This is a genomic window from Micromonospora sp. NPDC047557 (assembly GCF_043205095.1).
In the GTDB taxonomy this organism is placed as follows: domain Bacteria; phylum Actinomycetota; class Actinomycetes; order Mycobacteriales; family Micromonosporaceae; genus Micromonospora.
Genome location: NZ_JBIDDK010000017.1, coordinates 1 through 17,174 on the forward strand (window position 1 = coordinate 1; position 17,174 = coordinate 17,174).

The following is a 17,174-nucleotide window of genomic DNA, read 5'->3' on the forward strand; positions in this document are numbered from 1 at the left end:
ACCCCCCCTCCCCCTCCCCCCACAAAATAAACTCCACCCCCCCCCCCCCCCCCCCCCCCCCCCCCCCCCCCCCCCCCCCCCCCCCCCCCCCCCCCGCTCCGGTGATCTGTCAGCTGATGGTGTCGCGCTTGTCGAGGCCGAGGGGTTCGCGGTTGTCCTGGTCGTCAGGATCGCCGCGCCTTGTCAGCGGCAGAAGCGGATGCCCCGGTAGGCGGTGCACGTGTGACAGTCAGTGGGTGCGGGCGAGCAGCGCTGTGATCAGCTTGCCGGGCTCGGTGGTGGCCGGACGGTCGCTGACCTGCCCGTCGCCGATCTCGATGACCCGCCAGACACCGTCGGCGCGTAGGGCAAGGTCCACCGTGATGAACGGCAGACCCAGTGCGGCGATCATCGGTGCGACCGCGTCGAGGTCCACGTCGCGGGACGGGACGTCGTTCGGGGTGTCCGGATGCGAACTGACCAAGACGCAGCCGCCGTTGACCCACCAGGTACGCGCCTCGGCGGAGGTGAATCGCTCATAGCGGCGGAGGACGAAGCCGCCGGCGAAGTCGTCATCCCGCAGGTGCCGCAGGCGGCTTGCCACCTTCCAGGCCGTCTCACCATCGGCAAGGTCGGGGATGAACGCCGCCTCGTGCCAGTGGTGCTTCATCGACTTGGTGTAGTCGCGCAGGACGGCGGGGCCCGTGCCCAGCTCGACGCGCGCTCGATCGAAGTCCGCTCGCGAGGCGCCTCTGGTCCACACTGACGCGGGGGTGAGCGCCGCCAGGGCGGCATACCAGCCGGGCAGCTCGTGGGCCCGCCGGTACTGCTCGGCGGAGGTCCGCAGCGTCACGCCGCGCCGGGCCAGCGCCTCAGTGAAGGCCGCATACTGCTCACTGCGCAGCATCCAGCCGCGGTAGACAGCCTCACCGTCGGCCGGCACCAACGCCACCGCGTGCTCCGCACGATCCGGTCTGGTCAGTGCGTCGTGGTCGACAACAGCCACATCGAGCCCGGCCTCACGAGCGGCGACCGCCTCCGCCCTGAAGTGCTCGTCGGGACGGCGCGGTCGCAGTGGATCCGCAGGCACCAGCAGCATCACCCCCGTATCGTCCCCGACCCGGGAAGGAACCTCCATGTCATTTCCCCGCCGTATCGCCGTGCACGGGAACCGGCAGAGCGCCATCGCACCGCACCTGCCTGGCGAGCGCACGCCGATCTACGACCCCCGAGGTGGACGTCACCCGGACGTCGATGCGGTAAGGCCCTTCCGGCTACCGGTACGCCACTCTCAGCAGCCGTGACCGAAGGGCGGTAGGGGAAATCCGCGTTTGGATCAGACGTTGCCGGTCCAGGGTTTCCCGACGCCCGCGCGTGACACGCTGCGCCCACCTCGCAGGTCAAGAGCATCGATGAGGCTGGGGTCCTCGTCGACGGCATGGTGCAGGTGCCCGACTTTGCCGTTGCTGCCGCTCGCGTCGGTGGCTCCGACCAACTGCCAGACCCCGTCGTCCGCGTCGTGACTGACGAACAAGACAGGCTCACGACGTTCGAACACCTCAGGGGTCTGGACACAGACCGTGCCAAGCAGCCAGTGCCGCATCCACCAGGCTCGCCGGTCGTGCTCCATGACATGGTCGGTCACCCACCAAACGAACGGCAGGTCCTCATGGGCACGCGACTGCTCCGCGGTCAGGTCCGGGCCGCCCTGTGGGACCCGCTCGAACGGCTCGTCGACCAGGGAGAACGCATGACCATCGTCGTTCGCGAAGACGACGGCGTGGAAGGTGCCACCACCCGGATTGCCGACACCAATCCCAACGGACAGCCGGGCGACGTGCGGGTCCGAGCCGGTGGTCCAGCCGAACGCGTACGAAGCCAACTCCCCATGCGGCCCCACGAACTCGCCGAATGCCCGCCGGTCCATGCCACTGGCATCGGCCGTCGGCACCTCAACGAACGCACCCTCGAGCACCTGGATATCCACGCCGGCAACCTATCCGACCGCGCAGATCAACCCGCAGTCGCACGCCTCGATGCCGCAGATCCGGATCTCCGCCGTACGCGACCGTCATCGCGCTGGCGACCGGCCGCCCCTCAAGATCAGGTTCTGTCGCGGTGACGGCGGGCTTCGATGTCGCGCAACACGTCCGGGTCCCACTGGCTGGCGTTCCAGTCGTCGCTGGTCGGAGTGGGCGACAACGGCCACGCCGGGTCCTGCCCGGCGACGGGTGAGTAGTGTCCGGCGACGATGCGGTCGACGTGGGCGATCAGCCGCAGAACCCGCCTTCGGCTGTGCAGCACGCCACCGATCAACGCGGCGGCTCCGAGGGTACGCAGGGTTGCCTGGCCGAACAGGACGGCCGGGGCGGTTCGGTCGGCGGCCAACCATGCCGTGGCGGCGCTCAAGACGACGCAGGAGGAGAAGACGCGTATGCCCCAGTGGCGGCTGTACGAGCGGCCCGAGGAGCCGTGCGCCTCGGCGATCTGACGAGTGCCACGGCCCCAGATCAGTCCGCTGATTCCCAGGCCGATGACGGCGACGATCAGAGTCAGGTTGGCCAGGACGTAACCGATCGCTGCCCCGGTGCCGGACGGGGACAGAGGGCGGGCACGGTCGCTCACGGCGCTGCCGAGGATCGCTGCGGCGATCGCGGCTAGGGCGAAGAGGATGGCGAAACCGGCTACGAACCAGGTCGCAATGTCCCAACCCGCTGTCCTGGGCGCGGGTGGAGGTGTCGAAGACCGGCACGTATGACCTTGGCCAGGGCTTTCGAGTTCGGTTCCGCATCTCGTGCAGTGCAAAGTGTTCTCCTCAGCGGCACGACCAAGCTCTGTCAGGCCAGATGAGCTGGTGTCGCGCATCTTCCCGCACAGGATGAAGGGCCCGTCGGGTTCGGTGCCTAGAGGATCATGCCCGGTCGGCGCCGGTCCGGCGACCCCGAATCCCGCTGCTCGTCCTCGCCCCGGTTCCGCGCGAGTTGCCCGAGGCAGAGCCCACGGCCAGACACGCATCGGGCATGCTTCGGCACTGTTAACGGGAGAACAGGCCTCGGGCACAATCCCCCGGTGACGTTCGACTTCGGTATCGCTGGTTACCACCCGAGTTGGCTCAGCGGGGTCGACGAGATCGCCAACCGCCACCGTCAACGGCTGCAGAGCCTCGTCGGCCGCCGGCTCACCGCTACCTGGCTGGTGTGGGATGACGACCGCGACGAGTGGTTCGCTGACTGCCCGGTGGTGCTCGACTTCGCAGGAGAGCGCCTGGAAGTCAACCACCAGAAGTTCGACGAACTGTCATAGCGACCGGGCGCCGAGGCGCAGCGCGCACGGTCAGCGGCAGTTCCGGACGCTCTCTCAGCCCGGCGGTCTGTCGAGATCGGTCCGCCCTCCACGCCACATCGACTACCGATGACGCTGTAGCGGCGACTTGTCTCCCACGAGCCAGAGATGACCCCAGGGGTCGAAGAAGCCGCCCTGGCGGTGCGTGCCCCATGGCGCCGAGTGGTCGCGTACCGGATCGTGGTAGTCGGCTCCTGCCTCAGCAGCACCACCGACGACAGCGTCTGGATCGTCGACGAACACCTCGATCCGCGCCGAGGTGCTGCCGAGCGCCGTCGGGCTCTCCCAGCCGTTGTTCGCGGGCTCCGCGACGAAGAACGGCGCCCCGTCGATCTGGAGTCCAATAACCGATCCCAGGTTCCACAGCTCAGTGGCACCAAGGGCTTGCTGGTACCAAGCAGAGGCTGCCGCGGCATCGGGCACCGCGAGCATGACGGAGATAAGGGTCATAGGGAAAAGGGTAGGCAATCCGGAGCGCAACGCGAAGCGAACAGCCGCTCATCGACAGAGCCGGACGTCCGAGAGTCTGGTCGAGTGCGCGCGTCGCGGCAGATGCGGACGCTCGTCGGCCAGATGCTATCGCCAGGCCGCAGCACATACCTCTATCCAGGCAGCGAGGTTGGGCACATGATCGATCGTAAGAAACGAATACGACGGGGAGCCGGCCAACGGCGTGACATTCACGAAGGCGTGGTCTGGTGCAAAGAGAAGGAGCCGGCCGTCGTCGCGATGCGCCAACGTCAGATTCCCGTTGGCCTCCACAGCCACGGCGTAGTACTCATCGGGGTTGACGGAGAGTTCGAGTCCATGGTCCTCCCATAGCCATGCGTAGTCGGCGAGCACCTCGGCGACACTTATGTGCGCCGCGTCAACCGTGAGCACCTCGCTCTGGTTGTTCCACCAGGTGTCGGGCTCGCGGAACCGTTCGACGATCCCGCCGCAGAGCCTCCAGACGCTCTTGTGGGGCCACGGGACGGGGCCGCTGTCCACGTCGTGCGGCGGGCGGCAGAGCCATCCCCGTCGACTTTTCGATGATCCCCATGCCAGCAACTCGTAGGCGTCGCCTCCGACGGAGACGGGTGTGAGGGTCGTCGAGGCAAGCAGCGCAGAGAGTTCAGGCAAACCGTCGATTGATCCGCGGGTCCACGCCTGCGCCTCTCCCACAACGGCACTCTCTCCGGGACGGAGGAACCACGGCACCTCTTGAAGGAAGTCCTCCCAGTCGCTCATTGCCCCGATGATGCCAGGGTCACCTTCGCCCACCAGTCACCGAGCCGACCGTCCTCACATCGGCAGATCTCGATGCCGACGGCACGCAGACCGCCGGCGCCGACGGTGACGTCGCCCTGCGCCGGTCGTTGCTCGTTGACTCCGGGCTGGCCGCGTCGCGCAATCGTTGTCGGACCGGCCCGCTAGCATCGCCGCGATCGCCAACGGGAGGGAGGGCGCCGTGGCCCAGGACGACGTCACAACGTTCGTCGATAGGGACCTGCGGGGCGCGCGGTTCAACAGGTCGACGCTGGCCGGTGCGGTGATGCGCGGCGTCGATGTGCGCGGGCTCGATATCGATGCGCCGTGGCTGGCGGACGGCGCACTGTTCATCAACGGTGTCGACGTCGTGCCGCTCGTCGAGGCCGAACTCAACCGGCGGTTTCCCGGGCGCGAACTGAAGCATGCCAAGGATCCCGATGGCTTGCGCACGGCGTGGGCGGCGCTCGAACGGGCCTGGGCGGCCGCGGTCGACCGGGTTGAGTCCATGCCCGAGGGCACCGCCGACGTCTCGATCGATGGCGAGTGGTCGTTCGCGCAGACCCTGCGCCACCTCGCGTTCGCCATCGACGCATGGCTCGGCAAGGCGATCCTGCGCCTGCCGCAGCCCTTCCATCCGCTCGGGCAGCCGCACGCCGAGTACGAGACGGATGGATATGACATGTCGATCTTTGCCACGGGGCAGCCGAGTCTCGCCGAGGTGCTCGAACTGCGTGCCGAGCGGCAGGCCATGGTGCGGGACTTTCTCGCGAGCGTCACGCCGGAGCTGCTCGACGAGCCTCGGCCGACCGCGTGGTCACCCGAACACGAGGAGCGGGTCCTGCACTGCCTCCACGTGATCTTCGACGAAGAGTGGGAGCACCTCCGCTTCGCACTGCGCGACCTCGACGCGCAGGAATAAGGTCCGGTGTCCAGCGGACACTTTGGAAAAGATATGGGCCAGCGCGCTCCCCGCAGTCTGGGTACGGATTCTCGGCTTCATAGCTCCTGTGGCCACCAGTGTGGGTCGAGGCTTTTGCCGTGGCCGCGAGGGCACTGCCCGTAGCCGGTGCGGGTGACGTTCCAGTGGTGGTAGCAGTACGGGGCGTCGCACGGGCCGCAGAATCCGGCGTCGTCGTAGAAGCCTGCGGAGGTCACGGCGGCGTACCGGTACGGCTGGGCGAAGGCGTCAGCTATCCGTTGCGCCTCTGCCACGTCCACCGGTTGACCGGACCCGTTGCCCGCCTCGACCCCGGAGTACAGCAGCCACCACTGCTGGCCGCTGTGACGCTGTCGGGCAGCGGTGTAGGCGTCGCGCTGCGGCGGTGACCAGCGCTGCCAATCCACCGGCTCGGAGGTGGGTGCGACGATTTCGACGTGGGCTGCCGGTCGCCCACACACCGCGCACGGTGGTTCCGCGACGAAGGCCTGGAGCATGACCCATCCTCCCCTGCCTATCAGGCAACGACGCGATGCCAGCACGGCCAGCTAAGCACGGCTGCCGCCTCCCCCAGGGACCACACCGAACCCGCTGCGAGCGACGCGGTTTTGCATCAGGTGGCAGCAGCCGACAACCTGGGACCACATCCTCCCAGGGGGGCGGGCCCGCGGAGGCCCGCGGAGCCGCCACCCACAGCGACGCCGGCAAGCACAGCATTGGATAGGGCGGGCGGTCGTCCATCAGAAGAGGGCGGGTGCCGGGAGATGCTCAATGGTCAATGACCAGACCGGCATCCTTTACGGGAGTGATCATCGATTGACATGATCATCAGGGACGGTTGCCGTCCATCCACTGATGAAAGGTCGTCGCCCATGTCGATCGTGCCCTCTGGCATTTCCCTCCCGCTTGTCATGCACCGCGCCGCCGTGCTCGCGGTCGCCGCCCTTGCAGGGACCTGCCTGGCCGCCGTGAGTGCGCAGCCGGCCTCGGCCACGCCTTCCGGAATTCCATCGAAGGCGACGGCCCAGTCGCAGCTCGACGCCTTGACGGTGGCGTCACAGGGCTCGACCAGCGGCTACTCCCGTGAACTGTTTCCCCACTGGATCACGATCAGCGGCAGCTGCAACACCCGCGAGCAGGTCCTCAAGCGCGACGGCACCTCCGTCGTCGTCGACAGCTCCTGCGCCGCCACCTCCGGCCGCTGGTACAGCCCGTACGACGGCGCGACCTGGACGGCGGCCTCCGACGTCGACATCGACCACGTCGTGCCCCTGGCCGAAGCGTGGCGCTCCGGCGCCAACTCGTGGACGACCAGCCGCCGGCAGAGCTTCGCCAACGACCTCACCCACCCGCAACTGATCGCGGTGACGGACAACGTCAACCAGGCCAAGGGCGACCAGGACCCCTCCACCTGGCAGCCGCCCCTGTCGTCGTACCGGTGCACCTACAGCAAAATGTGGATCACTGTGAAGTACAACTGGAGCCTCAGCCTGCAGTCCTCGGAGAAGTCCGCGCTCCAGAGCATGCTCAACACCTGCTCCTCCTGACGGGAGCGCCGCCCGGCCGGCCACGCCAACGATGCAGGCAGGCTGGCCGGGTCGCGCTCAGTAGGACCCGACGCGCCACACGGGTCGGGGCGCTGTCAAAGACGTTTGAAGACCTGAGGGCCCTGCCTCGAACCACACCGTCGCCGCGCCAGCGTGATCACCATCTGTGATCCAATACCACGAAATCCGTTACTTGCTCAACGACAATCGTCCTCAATGGAGGATGCTGCGCAAACGACACCGACGGGGCAGACCATCCAACGATCTCGATGGGAGCCTTCCCATGCTTTGCCATGACAACGGGGAGGTTCGGCAGTGCGTGTCCTCAGAATGCTCACGGTCGCGGCGGTTTCCGCCGCGACCGTTCTCATGCCGGTGACCGGGTCGGCGCTTGCCGCTCCGGAGAAGGCCCCCAAGGCCGCTCCGGGGCAGCCCGGCTCACCGGGCTCCGGCCGTCTCGCGCTCGCCCCCAGTGGCGCGCAGGGAAAGACCCCCAAGGCCGCCCCGCGGCAGCCCGGCTCGCCCGGCTCCGGCCGTCTCGCGCTCGGCCCCAGCCTGGGAACGCTCGCGATGGTCGCCGGTGCGGTGTCGGTGCCCAAGGGGACGGGTGCCGGGAACAACGCGACGTTCACCACCTTCGACCTGTCCGACCGGGTGGTGCTCCAGGTCCACGCCGGCTCGGGCAACCTGCTGCTGCGCACCACCGACCTGGTGCTGCCGGGCATCAGCACCAACGTGGTGCTGGGTGCGTCGTTCAACAGCCTGCTGGTCGGCAGCGAGATCGAGACCGGCGCGCACGGGCGCGGCTGGCGGGCCCGCACGGGCCCGGACGTCAAGCTCATCAAGAACGACGACAACTCGATGACGTACGTGGCGGCGGACGGGTTGGTCGGCACGTTCACGCCGATCAGCGGCGGCTACGACACGCCCAAGGAGTTCAAGGGCACGCTGAAGCAGGACGGCTCGGGCTGGAAGTTCACCGAGAGCAACAACGGGCGCGACCTGTACTTCACCTCGTCCGGGCAGCTCGACAAGGTCGAGGACCGCAACGACAACGTCATCGACTACCAGTACAACAGCGCGGGTGAGCTCACCAAGGTGGTCACCGACCGGGGTACCACCGGGGCGCGTACCGCCGTGGTGACGTACAAGAACGGCCGGATCCAGCGCCTCCAGCAGGCGATCGACGCGTCGAACGCACGCCAGGTCATCTACTCGTACAACAACGCGGGCAACCTGACGCAGATCATGCCCACCTCCGGGCACGCGGTGAAGTTCACCTACGACTCGTCGCAGCGGATCAAGCAGATCACCACCGGGTTGGCCTCCGAGCCGGGCACCGAGACCCGGGTCGAGTACGACAGCCTGCATCGCGTCGCCGCGGTGGTCCGGGTGCTGGAGAACGAGTCGGTGGACAACCCGGACGGCCGGCTCGCGATCACGCGGTGGGCGTACACGTCGTCCAGCGAGGTCCAGGTGGCCGACCCGAACACCGACATCACCAAGCGGGTGTCGGACGTCGCGCACACCACCTACACCACGGACGGCGACAAGCGGATCACCAAGGCGGTCGACCCGGACGGCAACGAGCGCAGCCGCTCCTACACCCCGTACCACGACGTGGCGACCTCGACCGACGCGATGGGGCAGAGCGTCGGCAACAAGTACGACGCCAACAACGGCCAGTCGCTGACCTCGACCACCACGCCGACCGGGGCGTCGAGTACGGCGGCGTACAACAACGCGCCCACCACGTCCAACCCGACCGCCGGATTCCAGCCCTCGGGTGGCGGGGACGCGCAGAAGAACCAGAGCAGTTACACGTACAACGGCGCCGGCAACAAGTTGTCGGCGAAGAACGCCGAGGCGGCCGAGGCCAAGGTCGACTACAACAGTGACGGCACGGTGAAGACCGCCACCGACCCGGCGAACACCGGCAACCCGACGAACTACACGTACAACAGCAACAAGCAGCTGATCACGATCACCCCGCCGACCGGCAACAGCCTGGCCAAGCGGGAGTTCACCTACGACGCGTTCGGCCGGGTGCGCACCGCCACCGACGGCGGCGGGCGGACCACCACCAACGAGTACGACACCGACGACCGGCTGGTGCGCACGTCCTACTCCGACGACACCGAGTCGGTGGAGTACGACTACGACGGCTCCGGCAACCTGATCGAGCGCACCCACGGCAAGGGCGAGAAGTTCGTCTTCGACCGGCTCAACCGGCTCATCCAGCGCGGGCCGGACTACTACCTCACCCAGTACACGTACGACGCGGCCGGCAACCTCACGAAGCTGCACGGCGACTACCGGGGCGACACGGTCTACTCGTACGACAAGCGCAACCTGCTCACGAAGATGGAGGTCGACGACGCGACCTACACCTTCGAGTACGACAAGGAGGGCCGGCGCACCGACACGAAACTCAGCGTCGAGGACGCCGGGCCGACCACCACGGCGCACACCAAGCTGACCTACGACAAGTCAGGCCGCATCACCCGGACCACGAGCAAGCGCTGGGAGCGGGTGAACAACGCCGACCAGGAGTTCATCACGTACGACGTCTCCTACTGCTACAGCGTGCGGGTCGGCACCGCCGCGTGCGACACCACCGACACGTCGAAGGACACGTCGCTGCGTCAGTGGCAGACCGAGCACCACCGCGGCGGCGTCGTGCAGGTCTACACGTACGACAAGGCGAACCGGCTCACCAGGGCCACCAACCTGGCGCCCGGCTCGTTCGACTACACCTACGACGCCAACGGCAACCGCACCACCGTCAAGGTCAACGGCACCGAGACGCAGCGGCTGACGTTCAACTCCGGCAACCAGATCACCACCAGCGGCTACACGTACGACGGCGCGGGCAACCAGCTCACCGGCTCGGCCACCCGCGGCGCCAACTACAACGCCGCCGGGCAGACGACCGGCAACAAGAGCAGCGGCAACATGGACGCCTACTTCGACTACCTGACCGGTGACCAGTCCGAGCTGGACTCCGCCTGGGTGGCCGAGGACGACCAGATGTACTTCGCCTGGGGCCGCGGTTCGCAGGGCGGCACCTCGCTGGAGGACTACCAGGCCGTCGACGGTGACACGCACTTCCTGGAGCGCGACGGCACCGGCGCGCTGGTCGGCGTCCGGGTCCACGAGAAGAAGACCGGCAAGTGGGTGCACTACTTCCCGACGCTGGACGGCAACGGCTCGGTGGTCGGCCTGACCAACCAGAACGGCACCTACGCCGGCCACTGGACCTACGACCCGTACGGCCGCACCACCAACACCACGGCGAACCAGCCGGTGGTCAACTCGTTCGCGATCGGCTACGCCGGCGGGCTCAGGCACGCCAGCACCGGCCTGATCAAGTTCGGCAAGCGGTGGTACGACCCGGAGATCGGCCGGTTCACCCAGCAGGACAGCGTCAACACGATCGGCGACCCGACCGTGGGCAACCGGTACGCGTACGCCGGCGCCGACCCGATCAACAACTCCGACCCGACGGGCCTGGTGGTGGCCAGCATCGGCTTCGAGGTCTGCTACGTCATCTGCGCCGGTCTCAACTACGAGATCGACGACCAGGGCAACCAGGGCATCACCGGCACCATCGGGGTCGGTGCCGGCGGCGGTTTCAACAGCGAGATCGGTGGCGGCACCGTCGAGGAGGGCGTCAGCGGGTACGGGCAGTGCAGCGCGGGGCCGTTCAACGCCAACGTCGAGGAGTCCGCGGAGACCGGCGAGGACGAGTACAGCGCCTCGGTCAGCCCGGGCAGCACAGGAGCGGGTTGTTCATTGGGACTTTCGGGAACACAGAAGTTCTGACCCGCACCCTCCTGATTGGACGGAGATGGACATGTTGGAAAACCTCGCCGTGGTCGGCGGACCGAAGTCACCAGTGGCCACACCTGTGCTGATCGGCTTCTTCGTCCTCGTCGCGGTCGCCATCGTCGTGATCCTGTTCCTGCGTTCGCGCAACAAGTAGCACCGCACCACCCGGGCCGGCCGGCCGCCACCGGCCGGCCCGGCACACCCATGGGGGGCCGGCACATGCAGAAGAGAACAGCCGCGACCGTCGTCGCCGCGGTGGTCGGGATGTGGGCACTGGGCTGGACGCTCGGCTCGTCGGCCGGCGCGGAGGATCCCGGGCCCGTCGTGCCGCGGATAACCGACCCGCCCGAGGCTCCGGTGCCGGCCACCGGCAGCGGGCGGGACCCACTCACCCCGACCGAGACCACCCGGGCCCGCGAGCTGGCACTGGCCGGGCTGACGGCCGCCGGTCCCGGCGGGCCCACCGACGTCACCGGAGCGGCCGGGCCCGAGCTGCTGACCGTCCGCCGCGCGGAGGGCGACGGAACCGCACGCCGCGCCGAGGTGCTCGGCTACGACTACCGCGGCGACAAGCTGATCAAGGTCGCCGTCGACCTCACCGCCGGCCGGGTCACCGGCACCTTCGCCGCCACCGGCATGCAGCCGCCGGCCACGCCCCGCGAGGTGGCGACGGCCGTGGACCTGCTCTGGCGGCACGACCTCGGCGACCTGATGCGCGAGCGGTTCCGGCAGGCCACCGGCGCCGCGCCGGCCACGGTGGCGGAGCTCCAGCCGGGCGCGCAGACCTACACCGGTGAGCCGTGCGCCGTTCATCGCTGCGTGCTGCTGCTTCTGCACCGGCCGGGCGAGCCCTACGTGGATCTCACCGATCTGATCGTCGACCTGTCCGCCGGCACCGTCGTCCGCCTGCCCTGAGGAGCCCGCGATGACCAAGCGCAGCCTGGCCCTCGCCCTGTCCGCCGCAGTGTCCCTGGTCCTGGCCTCCGGGTTGGCCGGTGCCAACGCCGGCCACGCCGAGGAACGCGCCGCGTCGGCCTGCGGCCCGGCGGCCACCGTCCGTGAAACGCTGCCCGGCGGCACCCGCTGGGAGATGTGCTGGCACGTGGACCCACAGTCCGGCCTGGTGCTGGAGGATGTCCGGCTGAGCTTCCGGGGCAGCCCGATCGCCACCGTGCTGGAGTCAGTGACGCTCGGCCAGCTCAACGTGCCGTACGACACCGGAACCACCGAGTGGAACGACATCACCTCGTTCGGCTTCGGCGGCGACGCGATGCAGCGGCTGCCCGAGCGCGAGTGCCCCGGCGGGTCGCGGCGCGCGCCATACGACGGCGGCAAGGTCCTCTGCGTCGTCGCCGAGCCCACCGGGCCGGCGCAGCGTATCGCCGACGACGGTTACCTCTACTCCCGCCAAGGCGTCGACCTGGTGCTGCGGACCGTGTCGAAGGTCGGCTGGTACGAGTACGTCACCGAGTACCGTTTCGGCGACGACGGCAGGTTCACCGCCCGGCTCGGCGCGACCGGCGACCTGTCCCCGGCCGACTACACCTCCGAGCGGTACGGCCAGCCGATCGGCCCGGGTGCCACCGACCACGCCGCCGCGCACCACCACAACGCGGTCTGGCGGGTCGATCCCGGCCTCGGCAGCGAACGGATCGAGCAGTTCGACACCGCCCCCACCGGGCAGCAGGGCCGCCGTTCGGCGATCCTCGCCACCACCCGTACCCCCATCCCCACCGAACGGGCGCTGACCGGCGCGAACCGCCGGTGGTGGCGGGTGGTCAGCGACGCCGCGCCGAACGCCGACGGGCACCCGCGCTCCTACCAACTCGTGACCGGCGCGAACGACGACTACGAGAGCCGGCCCGAGATGGCGCCCGACCTGACCGTCACCGAGGCCCGCGCATGCGAGAAGTTCGCCTCGTTCAACCTGGACCCGGAGTGCGCGGCCCGGTCCGTGGTGGACTACGTGAACGGCGAACCGCTCACCGACCCGGTGCTCTGGGTTCGGATCGGCTTCCACCACCTTCCCCGCGACGAGGACCAGAGCCCGATGCGCGTGCACTGGCAGGGGTTCGACCTGCTGCCCCGCGACCTGACCGCGACCAACCCGCTGGCCCCGAGCGCGCGCGCGAGCATCAACGGCCGTCCCTGAGTCACCCGGTGAGGAGCTGACGACGCCCAGCCAGTGGACCAACCTGCACACTCCGGGTCAGTCGTTCCACTCCTTGGCGAGCAGTTCGTAGGAGCTGACCCGATCGGCATGTCGGTGAGTGATCGTGGTGACGAGCAGTTCGTCGGCGGCGGTGACGTTGCGGAGCGTGTGCAGCCGCTCAGCGACCGTTCCGGGTGATCCGACGAACTGTGTGTCCACCCGGTCGGCGACGAACTCACGATCATCGTCTGTCCAGGGCAGCTGCGCGGCCTGCTCCGGGGTTGGGAAGGGGATCGCGCCGTCGCCACTGCGGATGCTGCGCACCCACGGTCCGTAGGGGGTGGCGAGCCGGCGTGCCTCGTCGTCGGTGTCGGCGACGACGACGTCGGCGGAGACCACAACGTACGGCTTGGCGAGCGCCGCGGACGGTCGGAACGCGGCCCGGTAGGCGGCGACCGCGTCGAGGACGGACCAGGGGCTGACGTGGTAGTTGGCGGCGAACGGCAGACCCAGCGCGCCGGCGAGGTGGGCGCTCTCCCCGCCGCTGCTGCCCAGCAGCCACACCTGGAGATCGCTGCCCTCCCCCGGCACGGCATGCGCGTCCAGTCCGTCGGCGTCGGTGTAGTCGCCGCGCAGCAGGGCCAGCACGTCGGCCACCTGTTCGGCGAAGGGCGGTGGCTGGGCGCCCGGTTGGTGCAGCAGGGCGCTGCTCAGGGCGAAACGCGGTGAGGCGAGCACCTGGGCGTAGGAGAACGGCGGCGGAATGAGCAGCCCGTCGACCACCCGGGCCTGGACCGGTGGCGGGGCGGGCGCGGCCAGCTCCCGGGCGGCTTCGACGCGCCGCTGACCAGATCGGCCGAGCCCGAGGTCGATGCGACCGGGGTGCAGCGCGGCGAGGGTGCCGAATTCCTCGACGACCGACAGGGCGGTGCGGTGACCGACCTGGACGGCCCCGGAGCCGACGCGGATCGCGCTGGTGGCCGCGGCGACCTGCCCGATGAGCACGGCCGGCGCGGAGCTGGCGACACCGGCGGCGAGATGGTGCTCGGCCAGCCAGTAGCGGTGGTAGCCGGACTGTTCCGCCCGACGGGCCAGGTCGACGGTGTTGCGCAGGGCGTCGGTGACGGTGCCGCCGGCGGGCACCGGCGAGAGGTCGAGGATGGACAGGGGCGTGGAGGGCATGGTGGTCTCCGTTGCTGGTCAGGCCGTGGCGGCGGTGGTCACCGGAGGAGCGAAGGGACGGCTGGGGATCTCCCGGCGCAGCACCGGCGCCACCTCGGCCTGGAACAACTCCAGGCTCTCCCGGTGCTGCTTGTCGGTCAGCCCGTCGTGGTCGGCCTGCAGGTGGATGACCTCGTGGCCGAACTGCTCGTGATAGCGCAGCACCTTGTCGACGAGCTGCTGCGGGCTGCCGACCAGGATCGAGCTGCGGTCGATGGCGTCCTCCAGGGTGTCGAAGACCGGTGGCACGCCGAGCCGCCGGAACGCGGCCAACCGGGCGTCGAAGATCGGCCGGTACCGCTCGATCGCCTCCTGCGAGGTGCGGGCCACGTAGAAGCCGGCCGTGCCGGCGCCAACCAGGGCGTCGGCCGGGTCGTGCCCGTAGTGCACCCACCGTTCCCGGTAGTGGCGGATCAGTTCGGCGTACGGCTCGATGGGGTTGGTGACGTTCGCTGAGAAGATCGGATCGCCGTACCGGGCCGCGAGGTCGACCGATTCTCTGCTGGTGGCGCTGCCGTGCCAGACCCGGATGGGCTGCTGGAGCGGGCGCGGCCAGGTCTCCGCCTCGGTCAGCGACGGCCGGTACGTCCCGGACCAGGTGACCTTCTCCTCCCGCCAGAGCCGGCGGAACAGCTCGTAGCCCTCCCGGTTGCGGTCCCACTGGTCGTCGGCGGTGACGTGGAACAGCTGCGCCTGCGCGGCGCCGTTGCCCTTGCCGATGATCAGTTCGAGTCGGCCGCCGGAGAGGTGGTCGAGGGTGGCGTAGTCCTCATAGGCGCGGACGGGGTCGAGCAGGCTGAGCGTGGTGACCGCGGTGAACAGCCGGATGGTGGAGGTACGGGCCGCGATGTGACTCAGCACCACCGGCGGCGACGACGAGATGAACGGGCGCTCGTGCCGTTCACCGACGCCGTACCCGTCGAACCCCAGCTCCTCGGCCAGGACGGCTGTGTCGACCACCTCCCGGAACCGTTCGGTGGTGCTCCTCTGCTGGCCGGTGACCGGGTCGGGCAGGTGGGTGATGAGGGTGATCAGCAGGAACTTCACACGGACACCGTCACTTTCGCGGGCAGGGTGAGGGTGGGTCGCACCACCAGGGCGAAGCACCGCGAGTACGGCAGCACGTCGTACGGGGCGAACACCGGGATCGGCCGGTAGCCGGCCAGTTCGTAGCGGCGGACCGCGTCGGGTTGCCGGTCACCGGTCTGCAGCACGATCCGCGCCGCACCGAGCCGGCCGGCGGTCTCCCGGATCGCGTCGAGCAGCGCCTGGGCGACGCCGCGCCCCCGCTGGGCGGGCTGCACGTACATCCGTTTGAGTTCCAGGTCGGGGCCGTGCCAGCGCAGCGCGGCGTGCGCGACCGGTGTGGCGTCGGCGGTGTACGCCACACCGGTCCAGGCGACCGAGGTCGGCGTGACAGCCTGCCCGTCCGGCAGGTGGATCGGGTCTGCGGGGCGGTCCGCGTACCGCTGGCGCATCTCCCCGGTCATCGCCGCGCGCAGGGCGACGGCGTCCGGGTCGGCCCAGCGTCGCTGGCAGACGGTGACCGGCGGGATCATGCCGCACCGGCCCGGGTGACCGGGCGGGCAGGGCCGAGGCCCAGGTGGTCGCGCAGGGTGGTGCCGGCGTACTCGGTGCGGAAGACACCACGCTCCTGAAGCAGAGGAACCACCTGGTCGACGAAATCGTCGAGCCCGCCCGGGGTCAGGTGCGGCACCAGGATGAACCCGTCGGCGGCGTCCGACTGCACGAAGTGGTTCATTCGCTCGGCGACCTGCTGCGGGGTGCCGACGAAGGACTGCCGGCCGGTGACCTCGATAATCAGGTCGCGGATGCCGAGGCCCTTCTCCTCGGCCAGGGCCCGCCACTGCCGGGCGGTGCCGACCGGGTCGGGATACATGCCGGCCCGGCCTCGGCTGATCGCGTCGGCGGAGACGTCCGGATCCTCGGCGGGCAGCGGACCGTCCGGGTCGTACCCGGACAGGTCCCGGTTCCAGAGCTGTTCCAGCAGCAGGATCGCGGTCTGCGGGCTGACCTGCTGCCGGCGGATGTGGTGCGCGCGTTCCTGCGCCTCGGCGTCGGTGTCGCCGAGCACGAACGTGACACCGGGGATCACCAACAGGTCGTCGGGTTGGCGGCCGTAGAAGGCGAGGCGGGACTTCACGTCCCGGTAGAACTCCCTGCCGTCCTCCAGGGTGCCGTGTCGGGAGAAGATCGCGTCGGCGCTGGACGCGGCGAACTCGCGACCGTCGGGAGAGTCGCCGGCCTGGAGGATCACCGGGTGTACCTGCGGGCTGCGGGGCACCGTGAAGTGCCCGGCGATGTCGAACTGGTCGCCCTGGTGCGCGAAGGCGCCGGGCGCGGCCTCGGTGACGTACCGGCCGCCGTCCCGGTCACCCACGATCGCCTCCGCGGGCCACGACTCCCACAACTCCCGGGCGGTACGCACGAACTCGGCGGCCCGTTCGTAGCGCAGCGACCGGTCGAGGTAGCCGCCCCGGCGGAAGTTCTCGCCGGTGAACGCGTCGGAGGTGGTGACGACGTTCCAGGCGGCCCGCCCGCCGGAGAGGTGGTCGAGGCTGGCCAACTGCCGGGCCAGTTCGTACGGCTCCCGAAAGGTGGTGTTGAGGGTGCCGGCCAGACCCAGGTGGGTGGTGACCGCCGCGAGGGCGGCGAGCACGGTCAGCGTGTCCGGGCGTCCGACGACGTCCAGGTCGTGGATGCGGCCCCGCTGCTCGCGTAGGCGCAGCCCCTCGGCGAGGAAGAGAAAGTCGAACTTGCCACGCTCGGCGGTACGGGCCAGGTGGACGAAGGAGGAGAAGTCGATCTGGCTGCCGGAGGCGGGGTCGCTCCACACGGTGGTGTTGTTCACGCCGGGAAAGTGCGCGGCCAGGATGATCTGCTTGGGCATGAT

Annotated in this window: 17 protein-coding genes; 7 read left to right on the forward strand and 10 right to left on the reverse strand. The window is 69.4% G+C overall.

Annotated features, from left to right (window positions below; genetic code table 11):
- Positions 1–229: 229 nt before the first annotated feature.
- The 3 genes from ACGGAQ_RS28500 to ACGGAQ_RS28510 all read right to left on the reverse strand — a co-directional run bounded on the left by ACGGAQ_RS28500 (position 230) and on the right by ACGGAQ_RS28510 (position 2,844).
- The gene (locus ACGGAQ_RS28500) at positions 230–1,117 is read right to left on the reverse strand and encodes an ATP-grasp domain-containing protein (RefSeq protein WP_393054462.1); all 888 of its coding nucleotides are present in this window, start codon (positions 1,115–1,117) and stop codon (positions 230–232) included.
- 198 nt (positions 1,118–1,315) lie between these two features.
- Positions 1,316–1,966 carry a hypothetical protein gene (locus tag ACGGAQ_RS28505; RefSeq protein WP_393054464.1) on the reverse strand — a complete coding sequence of 217 codons (651 nt, stop codon included), beginning with the start codon at positions 1,964–1,966 and terminating at the stop codon, positions 1,316–1,318.
- A gap of 116 nt (positions 1,967–2,082) precedes the next feature.
- Entirely contained in the window at positions 2,083–2,844 is a 762-nt protein-coding gene (locus tag ACGGAQ_RS28510) for a hypothetical protein (protein WP_393054466.1), read from the reverse strand.
- A 204-nt stretch (positions 2,845–3,048) separates the two neighbouring features.
- Here ACGGAQ_RS28510 and ACGGAQ_RS28515 point away from each other — a divergent pair, with 204 nt between their 5' ends.
- A complete protein-coding gene (locus tag ACGGAQ_RS28515; protein WP_393054468.1) occupies positions 3,049–3,282 on the forward strand; it encodes a hypothetical protein in 234 nt (77 codons plus the stop codon).
- Positions 3,283–3,384: 102 nt separating this feature from the next.
- On the opposite strand, the gene ACGGAQ_RS28520 is transcribed toward ACGGAQ_RS28515, so the two are convergent.
- Together ACGGAQ_RS28520 and ACGGAQ_RS28525 are read right to left on the reverse strand one after the other, a co-directional pair.
- Positions 3,385–3,771, reverse strand: coding sequence for a VOC family protein (locus ACGGAQ_RS28520; protein ID WP_393054470.1), 387 nt, complete (start codon positions 3,769–3,771; stop codon positions 3,385–3,387).
- 126 nt (positions 3,772–3,897) lie between these two features.
- Positions 3,898–4,551, reverse strand: coding sequence for a hypothetical protein (locus ACGGAQ_RS28525; protein WP_393054472.1), 654 nt, complete (start codon positions 4,549–4,551; stop codon positions 3,898–3,900).
- Positions 4,552–4,771: 220 nt separating this feature from the next.
- Here ACGGAQ_RS28525 and ACGGAQ_RS28530 point away from each other — a divergent pair, with 220 nt between their 5' ends.
- Positions 4,772–5,491: a DinB family protein gene (locus tag ACGGAQ_RS28530; RefSeq protein WP_393054474.1), complete on the forward strand. Its 720-nt coding sequence runs from the start codon at positions 4,772–4,774 to the stop codon at positions 5,489–5,491.
- A gap of 77 nt (positions 5,492–5,568) precedes the next feature.
- Here the strand turns inward: ACGGAQ_RS28530 and ACGGAQ_RS28535 are convergent, their stop codons facing one another.
- Complete coding sequence (locus tag ACGGAQ_RS28535; RefSeq protein ID WP_393054476.1) at positions 5,569–6,006, reverse strand: hypothetical protein; 438 nt, start codon at positions 6,004–6,006, stop codon at positions 5,569–5,571.
- A 414-nt stretch (positions 6,007–6,420) separates the two neighbouring features.
- Between ACGGAQ_RS28535 and ACGGAQ_RS28540 the strand changes: the two genes are divergently transcribed.
- From ACGGAQ_RS28540 to ACGGAQ_RS28560, 5 genes are all read left to right on the forward strand, one after another.
- Positions 6,421–7,056 carry an HNH endonuclease family protein gene (locus ACGGAQ_RS28540; RefSeq protein ID WP_393054679.1) on the forward strand — a complete coding sequence of 212 codons (636 nt, stop codon included), beginning with the start codon at positions 6,421–6,423 and terminating at the stop codon, positions 7,054–7,056.
- 315 nt (positions 7,057–7,371) lie between these two features.
- Complete coding sequence (locus tag ACGGAQ_RS28545) at positions 7,372–10,881, forward strand: RHS repeat-associated core domain-containing protein (protein WP_393054478.1); 3,510 nt, start codon at positions 7,372–7,374, stop codon at positions 10,879–10,881.
- Between the two features lie 31 nt (positions 10,882–10,912).
- Positions 10,913–11,041, forward strand: coding sequence for a hypothetical protein (locus tag ACGGAQ_RS28550; protein WP_357352364.1), 129 nt, complete (start codon positions 10,913–10,915; stop codon positions 11,039–11,041).
- A gap of 65 nt (positions 11,042–11,106) precedes the next feature.
- Complete coding sequence (locus ACGGAQ_RS28555; RefSeq protein WP_393054480.1) at positions 11,107–11,802, forward strand: hypothetical protein; 696 nt, start codon at positions 11,107–11,109, stop codon at positions 11,800–11,802.
- 10 nt (positions 11,803–11,812) lie between these two features.
- Positions 11,813–13,039, forward strand: a complete 1,227-nt coding sequence (locus ACGGAQ_RS28560) for a primary-amine oxidase (protein ID WP_393054482.1) — start codon at positions 11,813–11,815, stop codon at positions 13,037–13,039.
- Between the two features lie 57 nt (positions 13,040–13,096).
- Here the strand turns inward: ACGGAQ_RS28560 and ACGGAQ_RS28565 are convergent, their stop codons facing one another.
- From ACGGAQ_RS28565 to ACGGAQ_RS28580, 4 genes are read right to left on the reverse strand one after another with little or no spacing between them, the layout of a single operon-like run.
- Positions 13,097–14,221 carry an LLM class flavin-dependent oxidoreductase gene (locus ACGGAQ_RS28565; protein WP_393054484.1) on the reverse strand — a complete coding sequence of 375 codons (1,125 nt, stop codon included), beginning with the start codon at positions 14,219–14,221 and terminating at the stop codon, positions 13,097–13,099.
- Positions 14,222–14,239: 18 nt separating this feature from the next.
- On the reverse strand, positions 14,240–15,307 hold the full coding sequence (locus ACGGAQ_RS28570; protein WP_393054486.1) for an LLM class flavin-dependent oxidoreductase: 1,068 nt from the start codon (positions 15,305–15,307) through the stop codon (positions 14,240–14,242).
- On the reverse strand, positions 15,304–15,819 hold the full coding sequence (locus ACGGAQ_RS28575; RefSeq protein WP_393054488.1) for a GNAT family N-acetyltransferase: 516 nt from the start codon (positions 15,817–15,819) through the stop codon (positions 15,304–15,306). Before ACGGAQ_RS28575 ends, ACGGAQ_RS28570 begins: the two co-directional genes overlap by 4 nt.
- A complete protein-coding gene (locus ACGGAQ_RS28580) occupies positions 15,816–17,171 on the reverse strand; it encodes an NtaA/DmoA family FMN-dependent monooxygenase (protein ID WP_393054490.1) in 1,356 nt (451 codons plus the stop codon). Before ACGGAQ_RS28580 ends, ACGGAQ_RS28575 begins: the two co-directional genes overlap by 4 nt.
- Between the last annotated feature and the right edge of the window lie 3 nt (positions 17,172–17,174).